Origin of the sequence: Edaphobacter dinghuensis, assembly GCF_014640335.1 — a bacterium.
In the GTDB taxonomy this organism is placed as follows: domain Bacteria; phylum Acidobacteriota; class Terriglobia; order Terriglobales; family Acidobacteriaceae; genus Edaphobacter; species Edaphobacter dinghuensis.
The window spans coordinates 592,138-609,003 of the sequence record NZ_BMGT01000002.1; the positions used below are offsets into that span (position 1 = coordinate 592,138).

At 59.0% G+C, this 16,866-nt stretch carries 14 protein-coding genes; 5 read left to right on the forward strand and 9 right to left on the reverse strand.

Annotated elements, in window-relative coordinates:
- Positions 1-34: 34 nt before the first annotated feature.
- The 4 genes from carB to IEW09_RS18790 form a co-directional block, all read right to left on the reverse strand.
- Positions 35-3,316 (reverse strand): carbamoyl-phosphate synthase large subunit, encoded by a 3,282-nt coding sequence (carB, locus tag IEW09_RS08120; RefSeq protein WP_188553666.1) that lies wholly within the window; start codon positions 3,314-3,316, stop codon positions 35-37.
- 69 nt (positions 3,317-3,385) lie between these two features.
- Positions 3,386-4,525: a glutamine-hydrolyzing carbamoyl-phosphate synthase small subunit gene (gene carA / locus IEW09_RS08125; RefSeq protein WP_188553667.1), complete on the reverse strand. Its 1,140-nt coding sequence runs from the start codon at positions 4,523-4,525 to the stop codon at positions 3,386-3,388.
- 201 nt (positions 4,526-4,726) lie between these two features.
- The gene (locus IEW09_RS08130; RefSeq protein ID WP_188553668.1) at positions 4,727-5,164 is read right to left on the reverse strand and encodes a VOC family protein; all 438 of its coding nucleotides are present in this window, start codon (positions 5,162-5,164) and stop codon (positions 4,727-4,729) included.
- Positions 5,165-5,232: 68 nt separating this feature from the next.
- The gene (locus tag IEW09_RS18790; RefSeq protein ID WP_263369102.1) at positions 5,233-5,355 is read right to left on the reverse strand and encodes a hypothetical protein; all 123 of its coding nucleotides are present in this window, start codon (positions 5,353-5,355) and stop codon (positions 5,233-5,235) included.
- Between the two features lie 192 nt (positions 5,356-5,547).
- Here IEW09_RS18790 and larE point away from each other — a divergent pair, with 192 nt between their 5' ends.
- The 4 genes from larE to IEW09_RS08150 are packed head-to-tail and all read left to right on the forward strand — an operon-like array spanning position 5,548 to position 9,571.
- Positions 5,548-6,381 carry an ATP-dependent sacrificial sulfur transferase LarE gene (gene larE / locus IEW09_RS08135; protein ID WP_188553669.1) on the forward strand — a complete coding sequence of 278 codons (834 nt, stop codon included), beginning with the start codon at positions 5,548-5,550 and terminating at the stop codon, positions 6,379-6,381.
- Between the two features lie 31 nt (positions 6,382-6,412).
- Positions 6,413-7,738 carry a nickel pincer cofactor biosynthesis protein LarC gene (gene larC, locus IEW09_RS08140; RefSeq protein WP_188553670.1) on the forward strand — a complete coding sequence of 442 codons (1,326 nt, stop codon included), beginning with the start codon at positions 6,413-6,415 and terminating at the stop codon, positions 7,736-7,738.
- Positions 7,735-8,490: a nickel pincer cofactor biosynthesis protein LarB gene (larB, locus tag IEW09_RS08145; protein WP_188553671.1), complete on the forward strand. Its 756-nt coding sequence runs from the start codon at positions 7,735-7,737 to the stop codon at positions 8,488-8,490. The genes larC and larB overlap by 4 nt, the downstream gene beginning before the upstream one ends.
- A gap of 55 nt (positions 8,491-8,545) precedes the next feature.
- Positions 8,546-9,571 (forward strand): aldo/keto reductase, encoded by a 1,026-nt coding sequence (locus IEW09_RS08150; protein WP_188553672.1) that lies wholly within the window; start codon positions 8,546-8,548, stop codon positions 9,569-9,571.
- A gap of 58 nt (positions 9,572-9,629) precedes the next feature.
- On the opposite strand, the gene IEW09_RS08155 is transcribed toward IEW09_RS08150, so the two are convergent.
- The 4 genes from IEW09_RS08155 to IEW09_RS08170 all read right to left on the reverse strand — a co-directional run bounded on the left by IEW09_RS08155 (position 9,630) and on the right by IEW09_RS08170 (position 14,356).
- Positions 9,630-10,406 (reverse strand): SDR family NAD(P)-dependent oxidoreductase, encoded by a 777-nt coding sequence (locus IEW09_RS08155; protein ID WP_188553673.1) that lies wholly within the window; start codon positions 10,404-10,406, stop codon positions 9,630-9,632.
- Positions 10,407-10,535: 129 nt separating this feature from the next.
- Positions 10,536-11,618 (reverse strand): sugar kinase, encoded by a 1,083-nt coding sequence (locus IEW09_RS08160; RefSeq protein WP_188553674.1) that lies wholly within the window; start codon positions 11,616-11,618, stop codon positions 10,536-10,538.
- A 111-nt stretch (positions 11,619-11,729) separates the two neighbouring features.
- Entirely contained in the window at positions 11,730-12,992 is a 1,263-nt protein-coding gene (locus tag IEW09_RS08165; RefSeq protein ID WP_188553675.1) for a tagaturonate epimerase family protein, read from the reverse strand.
- An 89-nt stretch (positions 12,993-13,081) separates the two neighbouring features.
- Positions 13,082-14,356: a nickel-dependent putative hexonate epimerase gene (locus IEW09_RS08170; RefSeq protein ID WP_188553676.1), complete on the reverse strand. Its 1,275-nt coding sequence runs from the start codon at positions 14,354-14,356 to the stop codon at positions 13,082-13,084.
- A gap of 57 nt (positions 14,357-14,413) precedes the next feature.
- Between IEW09_RS08170 and IEW09_RS08175 the strand changes: the two genes are divergently transcribed.
- The gene (locus tag IEW09_RS08175; protein WP_188553677.1) at positions 14,414-15,157 is read left to right on the forward strand and encodes a dienelactone hydrolase family protein; all 744 of its coding nucleotides are present in this window, start codon (positions 14,414-14,416) and stop codon (positions 15,155-15,157) included.
- Between the two features lie 99 nt (positions 15,158-15,256).
- Here IEW09_RS08175 and uxaC read toward each other — a convergent pair whose 3' ends face one another.
- Entirely contained in the window at positions 15,257-16,654 is a 1,398-nt protein-coding gene (gene uxaC, locus IEW09_RS08180; RefSeq protein ID WP_188553678.1) for a glucuronate isomerase, read from the reverse strand.
- Positions 16,655-16,866 lie beyond the last annotated feature (212 nt).

The following is a 16,866-nucleotide window of genomic DNA, read 5'->3' on the forward strand; positions in this document are numbered from 1 at the left end:
AATCATACGCCGAGCCGCCGAGCTCAGACAGGACCTATACAGCCGCCTCAATCCGGTTCGCATGGAGCGTCTGCAAGGCGACCACACTCAGTGTTCCCTGCTGCAACGCCGAGATGCCTTCGGCCGCCGCCCGTGCCGCTGCGAGCGTCGTAATCGTCGGAATTCGCGCCAGTACTGCTGCTCGACGAATTGCCTGCTCATCGAAGAACGTGTCCTGTCCGCGCGGTGTATTCACGATCAATTGAATGCGGTCGCCCTTGATGAGATCGACAACGTTGGGACGGCCTTCCTTGACCTTGTAGACGCGCTCCGGCTGCAATCCAGCCTTCTCCAGCACTGCTGCGGTTCCATGCGTCGCCACCAGGTGGAAGCCCATCTCGACAAACTGCTTCGCCAGCGAAACTACGCCATCCTTATCGTGATCATTCACGCTCAGGAAGATCGTTCCCTGCAACGGAAGCACCTGTCCGGCAGCGATCTGCGCCTTGGCAAACGCCTCGCCAAAGTTGTCGGCCACGCCCATCACCTCTCCGGTCGACTTCATCTCTGGGCCAAGCACGGTGTCGACTCCCGGGAACTTGCCCCACGGAAATACCGGCGACTTCACGAAGTAATGCGAGCCAGTTCCGAGGTCCTTGCCGCTCGCAACTGCATCCGGCAGCAATTCCTTCAGCTTGCGTCCGACCATGATGCGCGAAGCGATCTTCGCCAGCGGAATGCCCGTCGCCTTCGAGACATAAGGCACCGTGCGCGAAGCGCGTGGATTGACCTCGATCACGTAGACCTTGCCGCGCTGAATTGCGAACTGGATATTGACCAGGCCACGCACGTTCAGCGACATCGCCAGCTTGCGTGTGTACTCGCGAATCGTCTTCAGCACATCGTCGCTGAGATCGACCGAAGGCAACACGCACGAAGAGTCGCCGGAGTGAATGCCGGCCTCTTCGATATGCTGCATGATCCCGGCGATCACCACATCGTCGCCGTCGCACAGCGCGTCGACGTCGCACTCAGTCGCCTCTTCCAGGAAGTGATCGATCAGCACCGGCCGCTCCTGCGAGTACTCAATCGCGGTGCTCATGTAGCGAACGACTGCCTCATCGTCATAGGCGATGACCATCGCTCGTCCGCCCAGCACATAGGAAGGCCGCACCAGCACCGGATAACCTACGCGATTCGCACCTTCGACAGCCTCGGCTACGCTGGTCGCCATCGCGCCCTGCGGCTGCGGAATCTGCAACTCCTCGATCAGCTTGCCAAACCGCTTGCGATCTTCCGCCAGGTCAATCGACTCGGGCGATGTGCCAATGATCGGCACGCCCGCCTTCTTGAGCGGAAGGCTCAGGTTCAGCGGAGTCTGTCCGCCGAACTGCACAATCATGCCAATATCGGCACCCGATGCGGCCTCGTGCTCATAGACTGCGAGCACGTCTTCCAAGGTCAGCGGTTCGAAGTACAGACGGTCGCTGGTGTCGTAGTCGGTCGAGACCGTCTCAGGATTGCAATTGACCATGATGGTCTCGTAGCCGTCTTCACGCAGAGCAAACGCCGCATGGCAGCAGCAGTAATCGAACTCGATTCCCTGCCCGATACGGTTCGGCCCACTGCCGAGAATCAGGATCTTCTTGCGCGCCGTCGGTGCTGCTTCATCCTCTTCGTCGTAGCTGCTGTAGAGATACGGGGTATAGCTCTCGAACTCTCCGGCACAGGTGTCCACCATCTTGTAGACCGGCAGTACGTTGAGCTTCTTTCGCAGCGCACGAACCGCCGCCGTTCCCTCCGCGCCCTTCAGGCCCCAGCTCGCGGCGAGCCGCTCGTCGGAGATGCCCATGCGCTTGGCAGTGCGAAGCTGTTCCGCCGTCACTTCGTTCATTGACACGCCGCCGATGGCCTTGATCTCATCCGTAATCTGCTTGATCTGATGCAGGAACCACGGGTCCATCGAGGTCATGCGAGCAACTTCACGAACGGTCATGCCGCGCTCGAACGCATAGCGAACATAAGCCAGCCGGTCAGGATGCGGCGTCACCAACCGCTGCGTCAGCCTGCGCGGCTCGATGTCGTCGGCCGTGGCCTTCTTGCCCGTCTCCAGCGACCGTACCGCCTTCATCATCGCTTCCTTAAAGGTACGGCCAATCGCCATTACTTCGCCGACAGACTTCATCTGCGGCCCCAGACCCTCATCGGCACCGGGAAACTTCTCGAACTGCCACTTCGGAATCTTTACGACAACATAGTCAATCGTCGGCTCAAAGCAGGCAGGAGTCGCCTTGGTAATGTCATTCTGAATCTCATCGAGCGTGTAGCCCACGGCAAGTCGCGCCGCAATCTTCGCAATCGGAAATCCAGTTGCCTTCGAGGCCAGCGCCGACGACCGCGATACACGCGGATTCATCTCGATCACCGTCATGCGGCCGTTCTGCGGATTCACCGCGAACTGCACGTTGCTGCCGCCCGTCTCCACGCCAATCTCGCGGATCACGCGAATCGCCGCATCGCGCATGGACTGGTACTCGCGGTCGGTCAGCGTCTGTGCCGGGGCCACCGTGATCGAGTCGCCCGTATGCACGCCCATCGGGTCGAAGTTCTCAATCGAGCAGATGATGATGACGTTGTCATTCAGATCGCGGACAACCTCAAGCTCGTACTCCTTCCAGCCGAGCACGCTCTCTTCGAGCAGGCACTCATGCACCGGCGAAAGGTCAAGGCCACGCGAGAGAATCTCCATCAGCTCTTCGCGGTTATAGGCGATGCCGCCACCCGAGCCGCCCAACGTAAACGAAGGACGAATCACCACGGGGAAGCCGATCTTTCCGGCAAACTCCAGCCCATCGCGAATGTTGTTGATCAGCGCCGATCGCGGCATGTCCAACCCGATCTTGGTCATCGCGTCCTTGAAGAGAAGACGATCCTCTGCCTTCTTGATGGCCTCCAGCTTCGCGCCAATCAGTTCGATGCCCAGCTTCTCGAGAACGCCAGAGTCGGCGAGATCGACCGCAAGGTTCAGCGCCGTCTGTCCACCAACGGTGGGCAACACGGCAAACTTGCCCGAGCCAGCCGTCATCATCTCCGCTTCCACGCGAAGAATCTCTTCCAAATAAGCTGTATTCAAAGGCTCGATGTACGTGCGGTCCGCAACCTCAGGGTCCGTCATGATCGACGCCGGGTTCGAGTTCACCAGCACCACTTCATAGCCTTCGGCCTTCAGCGCCTTACAAGCCTGCGTGCCGGAGTAGTCGAACTCCGCCGACTGTCCAATCACAATCGGCCCAGAGCCGATCACCAGAATCTTTGCGATGTCATTCCTGCGTGGCATCTATTTCTCTTTCTCAACTGAATTTCTTTGTGTCGAAAAAATGCGCGGCCAAAGCCGCGCCATGAGCTTCTACTTCTTCCACTCTTCCATCATCTTCCTGAAATCGCGGAAGAGATAATGCGAGTCGTGCGGCCCCGGACTTGCTTCGGGGTGGTACTGCACGCTGAACATCGGATCGGTCTTATGCTTCAATCCGGCCAGCGTGTGGTCGTTCAAATTGGTATGCGTCCGCTCCACATTCGCCGGAAGCGAATCGGGATCGACGTTGAAGTTGTGGTTCTGCGCCGTGATCTCGACCTTGCCAGTCTGGTGGTTCATGATCGGATGGTTGCCGCCATGATGCCCAAACTTCAGCTTGTAGGTCTTGCCGCCCAGCGCCAGCCCAAAGATCTGGTGTCCCAGGCAGATGCCAAAGATCGGCTTCTTGCCCTGCAACTTTCTTGCATTCTCAATCGCATACTCGAGCGGCTCCGGGTCGCCGGGACCGTTCGAGAAGAAGACGCCGTCTGGATTCATCGCCAGGACTTCTTCTGCCGGAGTCGTCGCCGGAACTACGGTCACGCTGCAGTTCTCGCGCGTCAACATCCGCAGAATATTTTCCTTGATGCCGAAGTCGTAAGCGACCACATGCATCTGCTTGCCGTCTGCGTTCTCCGCAGGCGTCAGCAACGTGTCGCCAGTCTGGTTCTTCGGCTCATTGGCATCCCACTTGTACGTCGTCTTCGTGGTCACGACGCTGGCAAGGTCAGTGCCGTCCATCTTGCGGATCGACCGCGCCTTCGCCACCAGCGCATCTGCATCCAAATTCTCACCGCTCGCAAGGACGCCGCGCATCACGCCGTTGGCCCGCAGATGCCGCACCACGGCACGCGTATCGATGTCCGAGATCACCGGCACGCCATAGCGCTCCAGATACTCGTCGGCAACCTGGGTTGAGCGCCAGTTTGAGCTGATCGGCGAGAACTCGCGCGTCACCAGACCTTCGATGTAGGGGCGCGTAGCCTCCGCATCGTGCGGTGTCGTGCCATAGTTTCCAATGTGCGGATTGGTCAAAACCACAATCTGGCCTGCATAGGAAGGATCGGTAAAGATCTCCTGATAGCCGGTTAGTGATGTATTGAAGACCACCTCGCCAGACCGTTCCGTCTGCGCGCCAAAACTCTTACCACGAAAGATGCGCCCGTCTTCCAGCGCCAGTATTGCCTGCATTGCCTCTCCAGAGGAGTGGATTTTATAGATTCTAACAGCTTTGGCGGGCATAATCTGCCCCATCGCAGCAGCTTCCGGCTAAATCATTCTCTGGACACGAAAAAAGACCCGGAACAAGGCGTCCGAGCCTCTTTCTCACAGCAAAAAAATAATTGACCGCATCATTCAATCGGCCACCAAAACAACTGAAGCCGCCTTCAGCTAGACGAACATATCAGGACCGGGATGCCATCCACCATCAGCGGTTCCGTAAGGGCTGGCAACCACGACGGTATAGCCATCAGGATCGCGCATCCAGCACTCCCAGTGGTTCGGTCCGCCACTGCCGTCAGGAGGGTTGCGATGGCGGGGCATCACGATCTCGACACTCATCTCGGCAACCCGCTGCATCACCGCGTCGAAGTCTTCCACCTCGAACCAAAGCAGCACGCCATTACCGTAGGGTCTGTCGTTGCGATTGCCGATGGGGCCGTGATGATGTTCGACGTCAAAACTGTGCAGTTGCAGAATGAGTTGGCCGTCCTTCACCAACTGCTCGTATTGCGTGCCCCCGTGCGCTCCACGGCAGCCCAGCAGACGTTGATACCACCGGCTGCTGGCTTCTACATCCGTCACACAAATAAGAGGCTGGGGACGCATGGCCCCCAGCCTAACAGAACTTCCTGAATTTGGCGTGCAAATATCAACAAACTTCTTGAAACACCAAACTAGCGTCTGCGGTGATGACGATGACGACGGTGACGATGATGCACAGCAGCATTCGCCGGAGCAACAGTTCCGGCCAACATAACAAATGCGATGGCACCAAGGATCAGATTGCGAATCTTCATAGATATTGCCTCCCCCTCCGCTATTTCATCTTCAGAAATAGTCAGTTAGTAAGCGAAGCTTACTCTCTCAACTGCCTTACTTCCAACGCTCCAGCGTAAAACTTCAGAGAAGTTACCTGACTTATCATCTGCTGCACGCAACTCGACGGCATCTCTCCTACAATAGCTATCAAGAGGTATCAGGGCGTCCGAATGAACCTGCCGCAAAAGTCCGCTCTACTCGAGGCCACGCTCCGCGACCTCGGCAGCCTCCTCGTCGCCTACTCGGGCGGAACCGACTCCGCCTACCTCGCCTACGCCGCTCATCAAGCCCTCGGCGACAACATGCTCGCCGTCATCGCCGACTCTGCCTCTCTTCCCCGCGCAGAATTGGCCGCCGCTCTCGACTTCGCCTCCCGTCACAGCATCCCGGTCCAGATTCTGCATACCGAAGAACTCGAAAACCCCGACTACCAGCGCAACGACAGCAAACGCTGTTTCCACTGCAAGGACGAGCTGTTCACCCGCATGGAATCCGAGCGTGAGTCCCGCGGGTTCCAACACATCGCCTACGGTATGAACCTCGACGACCGCGGTGAGTTTCGCCCTGGCCAACAGGCCGCCACTGAGCATCACGCCGTTGCTCCCCTCGTCACCGCTGAGCTCACCAAAGCTGAAATTCGCCAGCTCGCTCACGAAGCCGGTCTGGAGCTATGGGACAAGCCCGCTTCTGCCTGTCTTGCCTCGCGCATCGAGTACGGCCGCCCCGTTACCCGCGAAAATCTCTCGCAGGTCGAGCAAGCCGAAGAGGCCCTCCACGCTCTGGGCTTCCAGCAGGTCCGCGTACGCCACCATGGCGACCTCGCCCGCATTGAGATTTCACGTACAGAACTACCTCGCGCCCTCTCGCTCGAGACCCTCGACCACATCACCGCTGCTCTGCGCCCGCTGGGCTTCCTCTACGTCACCCTCGACACGCAGGGCTATCGCTCCGGCAGCATGAACGATATCCTGCCCGCCACCGCCATCGCCCCTGCCGCAAAGTAAATTTCACCGCAAGCCGTGAAACAATAAGCCCATGCGTATCGCCTATCTCGACTGTTTTGCCGGCATCAGCGGAGACATGTTCCTCGGCGTTCTCCTCGACGCAGGACTCGCTCCCCAAGTCCTCCACGATGCCATCGCCTCCCTCAATCTCGGAGCCTCCCTCAATCTCGAAAGGGTCGACCGCAGCGGCATCTCCTCCACCCGCGTCCTCGTCTTCGATGGAACAGAGCCTGCCGAAAAAAGCACCCAGCCCGAGCTACACGGCTCTCACGACCACACGCGTACGCATACGTACGATCACACGCACAGTCACGATCATGCAGAAACGCACACCCACGAGAAGAAGCCCGAAGAGAAACCTCACCACCATGGACGCCATCTCAGCTCCATTCGCAAGATTATTAACGCCAGCACATTAGCCGACGAAGTGAAGCAGACCGCGATCCGCGCCTTCGAACTTCTTGGAGCCTCCGAAGCCAAGATCCACAACGTAGACGTCGAAAAAATTCACTTCCACGAAGTAGGCGCCATCGACGCTATCGTCGACATCGTGGCCGCCTCCGCAGGCATCCACGCCCTCGCCGTCGACAAATGGTTCTGCTCCCCGCTCAACGTCGGCGGCGGCTCCGTCGACTGCGCCCACGGACACTTCCCCGTTCCTGCCCCGGCCACCGCAGACCTTCTGCGAGGCCTGCCTACCTACACCGACTCCGCTGGCCCGCAGATGGAGCTGGTCACCCCGACCGGCGCAGCCATCCTCCGCGCCCTCTCGCCCACCTTCACCCAGCCGCCCGTCATGCGCGTCCATCGCATCGGCTACGGAGCAGGAGGACGCAACCCCAAGGGCTTCCCCAACGTCCTGCGCCTCAACATCGGCGAGTCGGCACAGGCCGCCAGCACAAATACCGTCACCGTCCTCGAAACCGCGCTCGACGACCTCACCCCGCAGATCATAGCCCACGTCGCCGAACAGGCTCTCCAGCAAGGCGCACTCGACGTCATGCTCACCCCGGTCGTCATGAAGAAGGGCCGTCCCGGCACGCTTCTCACCGTCCTCTGCGATCCGGAAAAAGCATCCGCCCTCGAGCACCTGCTGCTGCGCGAGACCAGCACCCTCGGCATCAGAATCCACCAGCAGCAGCGCTCCTGCCTCGACCGCAGCCATCAAACCGTCTCCACAGACTACGGAGAGATCCGCATCAAGGTAGGCTCACTCGGCCAGGATGCATTCAAGGAAGAGCTCAACGCCAATCCCGAGTTCGAGGACTGCCGCGCCGCCGCAGCAGCCCACAACGTCCCCGTCAAACAGGTCGTTCAATCGGCCATCGCCGCATATCACTCCGGCAAATCAAAATGAATAAAACATCCCTTCTCGAACTTCTGGCCGAAGTCCAGCGCGGCACCCTTACCCCGGAGCAAGCCTCCGGCCGCCTCGCCAACCTTCCCTTCGAAGACCTCGACTACGCCAAGATCGACCATCATCGCTCCCTTCGTAACGGTCTGCCAGAAGTCATCTACGCCGCAGGCAAATCGCCCGAGCACACCTCTGAGATCTTCGCCCGCATGGCCGCCACCGGCATCGACGTCCTCGCCACCCGCGCCGACGAGGCTACCGCAGCAGCCGTCCTCGCCGCCACTCCCACAGCGAAGTATCACCAACAGGCACGCGCCATCACCCTTCGCCAATCTCCCCCAGCCGCGCCGCACGGTCACGTCGCCGTCCTCTGCGCCGGAACCAGCGACCTTCCCGCCGCCGAAGAGGCAGCCATCACCGCCGAGCTATTCGGCGCAAAGGTCACACGCCTCTACGACGTCGGCGTCGCGGGCATCCATCGCCTGCTCGCCCAACGCGACATCCTCGCCACCGCCAACGCCGTCATCGTCTGCGCTGGCATGGAAGGCGCTCTGCCCAGCGTCGTCGGGGGCCTCGTCGCCGTTCCCGTCATTGCTGTCCCTACCTCCGTCGGCTACGGAGCCTCCTTCTCCGGAGCCGCCGCGCTTTTAGGCATGCTCAACTCCTGCTCGCCCAACGTCTGCGTCGTCAACATCGACAACGGCTTCGGAGCAGCCTACACCGCAACCATGATCGCCCGCGCCTCCCACAGGTAGCCTCTCCGCCCTCGGTTCGCATCCAAACCTGTACGCAAGCACACAGGAGAACCGCATGGAACGCAGGAGCTTCCTGAAGTCAGCCACCGCCGTCGGAATCGCCGCAGCCACCGGCAGCATGACCAGTCAGCCCGCAGCCGCCGCAAAGACTTCTGCTGCAACCACAAGACCTGAATCACCCGACATGATCTACCGCGAGCTTGGGCAAACCGGAGAGCGCGTCTCGGCCATCGGCCTCGGCGGCTTCCACGTCGGCAAGCAGCAGGACGCCAACGAGAGCATCCGTCTCATCCGCCAGTCCATCGACCGCGGTATTACCTTCATGGACAACTGCTGGGACTACAACAACGGCATCAGTGAAGTCCGCATGGGCCAGGCGCTGCGCGACGGCTATCGCAGCAAGGTCTTCCTGATGACCAAGATGGATGGCCGCACTAAAGAGGAGTACAACAGGCAGCTCGAAGAGTCCCTCGGCCGTCTCCAGACCGACGTCATCGATCTCGTCCAGTTCCACGAGATTATCCGCATGGAAGACCCCGACCGCGTCTTCGCTCCGGGCGGTGCTCTCGAGGCAGCCGTCGCCGCAAAGCAGGCGGGAAAGATTCGCTACATCGGCTTTACCGGGCACAAAGACCCAGCCGTCCATCTGCGCATGTTCGAGTTCGCGCAGAAGCACAGCTTCCGCTTCGACACCGTGCAGATGCCGGTCAACGTCATGGACGCTCACTTCCGTTCTTTTACGAAGGAGGTTATCCCGGTCGCGCTTAAGCAAGGCACCGGCATCCTCGCCATGAAGACCTTCGGCGACAACTACATTCTGCGCAGCAAGACGGTCGAGCCTATCGAAGCCCTGCACTACGGCCTCACCCAGCCCGTCTCGGTCGTCATCACAGGCATCGACTCAACTGCCGTTCTCGATCAGGCCATCCAGGCGACAAAGACCTTCAAGCCGCTCACCGAAACCCAGATTGCAACTCTGCTTGACCGCACCCGCGAAGCTGCCAGCGAAGGTAAGTTCGAGCTATTCAAGACCACCAATCACTTCGACGGAACCGCCGCCAACCCTAAGTGGCTGGGTTAAATGCAAAGGCCGGATGTCAGAGGACATCCGGCCTGAACTCTAAAACGTCTGCGTTTGACTACTGATTCACGCCGCTGGCAAGGAATCCGCCATCGACCACCAGGATCTCCCCGGTAACAAACGTAGCCGCATCGCTCGCGAGAAAGACAGCCGATCCAACCAGCTCTTCCGTCTTGCCGAACCTTCCCATAGGCGTCCTCAGCAGCAACTCTTTGCCGCGGTCGCTCTCGTCGAGCAGCTTCTGGTTCAGCGCGGTACGAAAGACTCCTGGCGCGATGGCATTCACGGTCACGCCCTGCGAGCTCCACTCGACGGCCAGCGATTTGGTCAACGCGCCAACCGCAGCCTTGCTCGCCGCGTAGGCCGTCACCTCTTTCAAGGAAACGAACGTATTGAGCGAAGCGATATTGATGATGCGGCCATAGCCGCGCTCCAGCATATGCTTGCCGAAGATCTGGCAGGCGCGCAGCGTTCCGGTGACGTTCGTGTCCATAATGTCGTCCCAGGTCTCTTCGGGAACGGTCAGCGTGGGCTCGCGCTTGATCTTGCCTGCGCAGTTAATCAGAATGTCGACCTTGCCAAACGCCTTCAGCGTTCCATCCAGCAACGCCTCGAGCGATGCACGATCTCCTACATCCGAAGTCAGCCGAAGCGCCTTGCGGCCCTTGGCCTCAATCGCCTTTGCAGCGTCCTCAACCTGTTCGGCGCGCCGCGAGCTCGCCACTACATCGGCGCCTGCCTCGGCCAGCCCAATCGCCATCGCCAGGCCGATGCCCGACGTTCCGCCAACTACCACAGCCGATTTGCCGCTCAGGTCAAACAACGGATGTCCCATCCACTCTCCTCTTTCTTTCAGTAATTCAGTCCAGACCCGCGTTCCCGCCTTTCATTGATCAAAGACGGGAACGCGGTCTGTTGTAGCTATAGACGGATATCTATCAGACAAAGCTCTAGCTGACAGATTTTATCGCTGGATTCGCGCCGATCCGCCGCTGGCAAACGCCTTGACCTGATCAAGAGTCGCCATCGTGGTATCGCCAGGGAAGGTGGTCATCAGCGCGCCGTGGGCCCATCCCAGCTTGATCGCCTCTTCGGGCTCCTGTCCGCTGAGCAGGCCATAGATGAATCCGGCTGCAAAACCATCTCCGCCGCCCACGCGATCGAGCACCTTCAGCTCAGCCGTAGGAGCATTGACCGTCTTGCCGTTCACCCACGCCACTGCGCTCCAGCTGTGGTGGTTCGTGTTATGAACCTCGCGCAGCGTTGTCGCAACGATCTTGATGTTGGGATAGCGCTTCACCACCTGATCGATCATGCCCAGGAAGACGCTCGGGTCGAGCTTGGAGCTGGCGCCAACTTCCGGGCCTTCAAAGCCGAGCCCCTTCTGCAGGTCCTCTTCGTTGCCGACCAGAACATCGACGTTCTCGACGATCTTGCCCAGCACTTCATGAGCGCGCTTGGCTCCGCCAACAGTCTTCCAGAGCTTCTCGCGATAGTTCAGGTCGAACGAGCAGATGACACCGGCAGCACGAGCCGCCTTGAGAGCTTCAATCAGCGTCTCCGCGGTCGATTCCGAGAGAGCGGAGAAGATTCCGCCGCTGTGGAACCAGCGAACGCCCTGACCGAAGATGGCCTTCCAGTCAAAGTCGCCCGGCTTGAGCAACGCCGCAGCTTCGTTGCAGCGGTTGTAGAACACCACCGGAGCGCGGACACCGAAGCCCTGATCGCTGTACACGGTCGCAATATTCGGTCCACGGGTTCCGTCGTGCTCGAAGTGCTTGTAGATCGGCTTGACGCCCATCGCACGCACACGCTCGGCAACCAGATCTCCAATCGGATAGTCCACCATCGCGGACGCAACGCCGGTGTTCAGCTTGAAGCAGTCCGACAGGTTCGCCGCGACATTGAACTCACCGCCGCTCACATGGATCGCAACCTCTGTCGCCTTGCGAAACGGGATAATGCCGGGATCGAGCCGGGTAACGAGTGCCCCGAGGGACAGAAAATCCAATGTGCCTTTTTCAGGAATTTTGAAGCCAAGATTCATTGCGCCATTCTCCTCAATTTTCGATGCCCCAGCCGGGGCATGACTCTATCCATAATAGCGATTCAACGATCAACTCCAAACAAATGCCGGAGTTTTCCTCAAAGAATGCCGCTACTGTCCAAGGAATACCGGACGAATGTGCCGCTCAAATAAATTCGTGGTCACATTCTTCGCTACGACGTCCTCATTTGCCTCAAGCGCCTTCAGATAACGATCGCCCAGCTTGGCCGCAACCTTGAAGCCGACGTGCAGCAACTGCCGGAAGCTCTGGTTATACGCCTTGTTGCCCTGATCATGGCGCAAAGCCGAGGTGTACTGCTCACTGGTCCACCCATTTACGACTTCGGGCTTCGGCAGCTTGGTCGGATCGATGTCGATGACGGTCGCGTAGGGAGCGCAAAGTTCTTCGCTATGGGCATAGGCTTCGGCATAGACCTCTTTGGCAATCTCGAGGCCGTTTCCACCGGCTTCGGCCAATCCGATCAGTTCTTCCAGCCAGGTCGTTCCAGCCGTCTTCATATGGACACCGGCGTCAAACTTCTTCACCGCGTCGTGAACTGCCTTATAGATCGAGAACTTATCCGAGCCGGAGTGAATGCTGAGCTTGAGATTGTCAGGCAAACCGTAGGTCTTGATGGCAAAAGCGATAGTTGCCAGATCTTCGTTGAACTCTTTGGTGAACTGGGCGACATCGCCGACGTAATCGACACCCTTATTGAAGCGGCCGGTGAACTTGGGCGCAATCGTCTGGATGGGAATCTTCTCGTCGGAGATTGCAGCAAGAATAATCAGCAACTCCACCGGAGTCTGAGGATAGTCGGTCTCGTCCATCGAGACCTCGGGGATAAACTTGCCCTCCCCCTTCTTCTCCACCAGAAAGCGGTAGATGCGACCGGCATCCTGCACCGCGGCGAGAAACTTGTTCGCAACGCCTGTAACAAAGGCCACATCGGTCTTGAAGGGCTCATCGATGTGCGGAATCGTCACCGTGCCTACCAGTTCGGGATGGCGCTTCACAAACGCTTCCACATCCTTCGGATCAGCAGGCTGGCCGATCAGGTCGGCAACGTCGAGGGTGAAGAAGTCGCAAGGCTCCAGGAACCGTCCCACCGTCTTCAGATTGATGTGGTCGGCGTCCAGAAAGTATGGGTTGGTCCAGCCAAGTTCCTTCACGGCAGCATCAGCGGCAGCGCGAGTCTGGCTCGGCTCCGACCCGATAATCATGTGCTCGCGGTTGGACTTGTTCCACACCGGAACTACCACAACCCCGGCATCGGCAGCCAGAATACATGCCGCAAGCTGCGCCTTGGCCTGATGCGCAAACCGGTCACCCACGCCCAGTGAAAACTTCGGAAGCTTCAATCCCTCGCTCATAGAAAACCCTTCTCTTCTCAGATCTAATTGGTCTAACCAATTTCCAGTTACACCAGAATACTCACTAATCCGGCTCTGCGGCAAATTGATTATTTTTTGAAGCGGCCTTCATAGGCCCAGAGGCCGAGTCCGGGGTTGGAGATGTAGAAGATTTCTTCCCCATCGACCGTGTTCCAGCCATCTTGGAGCGTTTCTGGGTTGTACTTCTTCAGGGCTTCGGACAGATCGCCGTACTCGTAGTGGACGCTCTCGATCTCCTCGCGAGTCAGATGGCCGGGACAGTAGCGAATGGTGAATCGCCCTTCACTGGAGCCGTGGATAAGATGGGCAGCCGCGCTCAGGTTTCCTGCCAGCTGAGGGTCTTCCTTCACTGCTTCGAGTGTCTTCGGAGTTCCGCAGTAGCCGTATTTGCGGATGAGCTTATCGATGGCCGCATCTTCACCAAACTCATGGACACCGGGGGCGAGGACGATCAGTTCGGCGTTGTCGGCCAGAGCCATGCGGGTGCGATAGACGCTCTTGTTGCCCAGCCAGGTGCTGCGAAACTCGTGCGGATCGAGGAAGACGACCGCTTTTTTGATCTCGCGGTCCATCATCTTGAAGTTCACTTTAAGGCTAAGCTCGGCTGCGAGTTCAAAGCACTCGATATCGTCGCCGATGTACATACCGCGAATGACCAGTTCACCCGCGTCATTCTTGCTCACGACGGTCTGCACGTACACGATTGGCAGATTCTGGGCGAAGTGGTCGCTGGCGTAGTTCAGTACACGGCGCACCGGAGTATCGGCGCGGCCCATCATGCGCTCCATGCCGTAGACGGCGCCGAGAAAGTGGCTCCGATGAATGCCCATCGAGCCGCCGGTACCCACAAAGATGTTCTTGTTGTAGTTCGCCATGCCCACAACCTCGTGGGGAACCACCTGTCCGATGGACAGAATCAGGTCGTGGCCACCGTCGCGGAGCAGCTTGTTCACCTGTGCCGGCCAGGTGTAGTCCAGCTTGCCCTCGCTGACCTCGTACATGAACTCGCTCGGGACCTCACCGAGCGTGACGATGTCGTTGCGCCAGTCGTGGACGCGGAACAGACCCCGTGGAGTCTTGCCAAACATGATGGAGATCTCTTCGTCGGTCATCCCCTTATGGGTTCCGAGAGCGGGCAGCACGTCAACCAGATTTTCGCCGTAGTAGTCCCAGGCCATCTCGGTCAGGACGCCGCTTTGCGAGTGCATTCGCGTGAAATCGGGGGGAACCGCCAGAACTTTCTTCCGTTTTCCCAGCTTGTCGAGGGCGCTGAACAACCCTGCCCGTACATCACTCGGTGACATCTCCGTCGTCGCACTTCCAGCAGCAAAAAAGAGGCTCATGTTCCTCATCTTACTCTGTAGCGACGAGTGTTATACAGTCCAACAGAGGAGTTCCCCATGACTGAGCAAGACCTGACCATCCCCATGCCGGACGGCACAGCCGACGCCGTTCTCTTCTCGCCTGACTCCTCTACTCCGCTGCCGGGAGTGATCCATCTGCCGGACATCGGCGGCATTCGCGAGGCACATCGCAGCATGGCTCGACGCCTCTCGCATGAAGGCTATACCGTGCTTCTGGTCAATCCGTTCTACCGCACCAGCCGTTCCCCGGTCTTCGACTTTCCGCGCGTCTCTGGAGAGCCACGCACCATGCAGCGCATGGCCGAGTTGATGGGGCCGCTTACAGCGCATGCACAGGAGCGTGATGTTGCCGCCTATGTTGATTTTCTGGAAGCACACCCGGCTTTTCGCCCGGGCCAGATGGGCGTTGTAGGCTATTGCTTCAGCGGAGCGATGGCGCTGCGAGCAGCGGCGGTGCGGTCATCGCTGATCGCGGCAGCAGCTTCGTTCCACGGCGGAGGGTTGTACAAGGCCGGAGATCCGACGAGTCCGCATCTGGTTCTGCCTCAGGTTGTCGCCCGGCTCTACTTCGGCCATGCCGACCAGGACAAGAGCATGGACGCCACAGCGATCCAGGGTCTGAATCAGGCTCTGGCAGATTGGGGCGAAGAGTATGAGAGCGAGATATACGTCGGAGCGCGCCACGGCTGGACCGTGCCCGACAATCCGGTGTTCAATCCCGAACAGGCCGATCGCGCCTTTGAAAAGCTGACAACGCTATTGGCTCAGACCATTGCCTAAGAAGCCTTCGGGAAATTGATCTTACAATTTCGAAAATAAAAGCGGCTCTCGGTGTCACCGAGAGCCGCTTTTTAATCGCACCGTGGTTGGTGTGACGCTCTACAGCTTGTAGGCCTTTCTCACCAGGTTGACGGTCAGGTCTTCGATCACCTCAAAGGCCTCGTCTTCATCGAGACGCCCCTCTGCCACCAACCTGCCGAGGAAGGCGCAGTCGATGCGACGGGCCACGTCGTGACGTGCCGGGATCGACAGGAAGGCGCGGGTGTCGTCGTTGAAGCCGACCGTGTTGTAGAAGCCGGCGGTCTCCGTCGCCTGCTCTCGGAAACGCATCATGCCCTCGGGCGAGTCGTGGAACCACCACGGCGGGCCAAGGCGCAACGCGGGATAGTGACCGGCCAACGGAGCCAGCTCGCGGGAGAAAGTGGTCTCGTCGAGCGTAAAGAGAATAAAGGTCAGCCGCGTATCGTTGCCGTACTTATCGAGCAGCGGACGCAGAGCGCGAACATACTCTGTAGGAGAGGGCATGTCGGCTCCCTTGTCGCGCCCGAACTTCTCGTAGACGAGCTTGTTGTGGTTGCGCACAGAACCAGGGTGCAACTGCATGGTGAAGCCATCCTCGACGCTCATGCCTGCCATCTCGGTCAGCATCTGCGCCTGGAAGAGTTGCTGGTCCTCGGGCGAAGACTTGCCGGAGAGAATGCGCTGGTAGAGTGCTTCCGCCGCGCCAGCGTCAAGGTCTGCCGTCAGCGCGGTGAGGTGACCATGGTCGGTTGCGGTGGCTCCCATGGACTTGAAGAAGGCGCGGCGGTTGCGCAGGGCGTTGAGATAGCCCTTGAAGGTGCCAATGTGCTCGCCGCTGATCGCGCCCAGCTTCTCGATGTTCTGGATGAAGCCTGCATACTCGGCGTCGATGACGGAGTCAGGACGGAAGGTGGGCAGAATGCGGGCCTTCCACCCGGACTCTTTGATGGCCTTATGGAACTCCAACGTGTCGAGCGGCGTGTCGGTCGTCGAGAGCACTTCAATGTTGAACTGCTTATACAGCGCACGAGGACGGAACGCGGGCGTCTGTAACGCCTTGTCGATGATGTCGTAGTAAGCGTCGGCATTGTCCGGGCTAAGACGGTCCTTCAAACCGAACTGCTTTTCGAAGGCATAGTCGAGCCACAGCCGGGTCGGCGTTCCGCGAAAGAGATAGTAGTGCTTGGCGAAGATACGCCAAACCTCGCGGGGATCAGAGGACTCCTTACCATCGACCTGGGGAACCCCAAGTGACTCCAGCGAGACGCCCTGCGAGTAGAGCATGCGAAAGACGTAGTGATCGGGAGTGATGAACAGTGCAGACGGATTGGGAAAGGCCTTGTCTTCAGCAAACCAGCGCGGATCGGTGTGGCCATGCGGCGAAATGATGGGAAGCTTCCGCGCCGTCTCGTACAGCTTCGCGGCCACCGAACGGGCCGCACTATCCGAAGGAAATAACCTGTTTTCATCAAGCATCGTCTTTTGTCACCTCTCCAAAAAGCAATTGCGCATGAATACGCTGCCCTTTGAAGCCTATCAAAATTGGTCGCACCACGAACAATACCTGCTCAATCCACGCCGCAATAGCGGAAAAAGCGGATGATTCCTTGATTTCGCAACGATAAGCGCGCGATTAGGAAGCAGGACTTTCCATCACAGTGACGTGACGAAACGAAAAAAGGACGCTC

What these genes read in the sequence shown, in the direction of transcription:
- carB (WP_188553666.1), bottom strand. Translation starts at nt 3,316, where the DNA reads ATGCCACGCAGGAATGACATCGCAAAGATTCTGGTGATCGGCTCTGGG.
- carA (WP_188553667.1), bottom strand. Translation starts at nt 4,525, where the DNA reads ATGCAGGCAATACTGGCGCTGGAAGACGGGCGCATCTTTCGTGGTAAG.
- IEW09_RS08130 (WP_188553668.1), bottom strand. Translation starts at nt 5,164, where the DNA reads ATGCGTCCCCAGCCTCTTATTTGTGTGACGGATGTAGAAGCCAGCAGC.
- IEW09_RS18790 (WP_263369102.1), bottom strand. Translation starts at nt 5,355, where the DNA reads ATGAAGATTCGCAATCTGATCCTTGGTGCCATCGCATTTGTTATGTTG.
- larE (WP_188553669.1), top strand. Translation starts at nt 5,548, where the DNA reads ATGAACCTGCCGCAAAAGTCCGCTCTACTCGAGGCCACGCTCCGCGAC.
- larC (WP_188553670.1), top strand. Translation starts at nt 6,413, where the DNA reads ATGCGTATCGCCTATCTCGACTGTTTTGCCGGCATCAGCGGAGACATG.
- larB (WP_188553671.1), top strand. Translation starts at nt 7,735, where the DNA reads ATGAATAAAACATCCCTTCTCGAACTTCTGGCCGAAGTCCAGCGCGGC.
- IEW09_RS08150 (WP_188553672.1), top strand. Translation starts at nt 8,546, where the DNA reads ATGGAACGCAGGAGCTTCCTGAAGTCAGCCACCGCCGTCGGAATCGCC.
- IEW09_RS08155 (WP_188553673.1), bottom strand. Translation starts at nt 10,406, where the DNA reads ATGGGACATCCGTTGTTTGACCTGAGCGGCAAATCGGCTGTGGTAGTT.
- IEW09_RS08160 (WP_188553674.1), bottom strand. Translation starts at nt 11,618, where the DNA reads ATGAATCTTGGCTTCAAAATTCCTGAAAAAGGCACATTGGATTTTCTG.
- IEW09_RS08165 (WP_188553675.1), bottom strand. Translation starts at nt 12,992, where the DNA reads ATGAGCGAGGGATTGAAGCTTCCGAAGTTTTCACTGGGCGTGGGTGAC.
- IEW09_RS08170 (WP_188553676.1), bottom strand. Translation starts at nt 14,356, where the DNA reads ATGAGCCTCTTTTTTGCTGCTGGAAGTGCGACGACGGAGATGTCACCG.
- IEW09_RS08175 (WP_188553677.1), top strand. Translation starts at nt 14,414, where the DNA reads ATGACTGAGCAAGACCTGACCATCCCCATGCCGGACGGCACAGCCGAC.
- uxaC (WP_188553678.1), bottom strand. Translation starts at nt 16,654, where the DNA reads ATGCTTGATGAAAACAGGTTATTTCCTTCGGATAGTGCGGCCCGTTCG.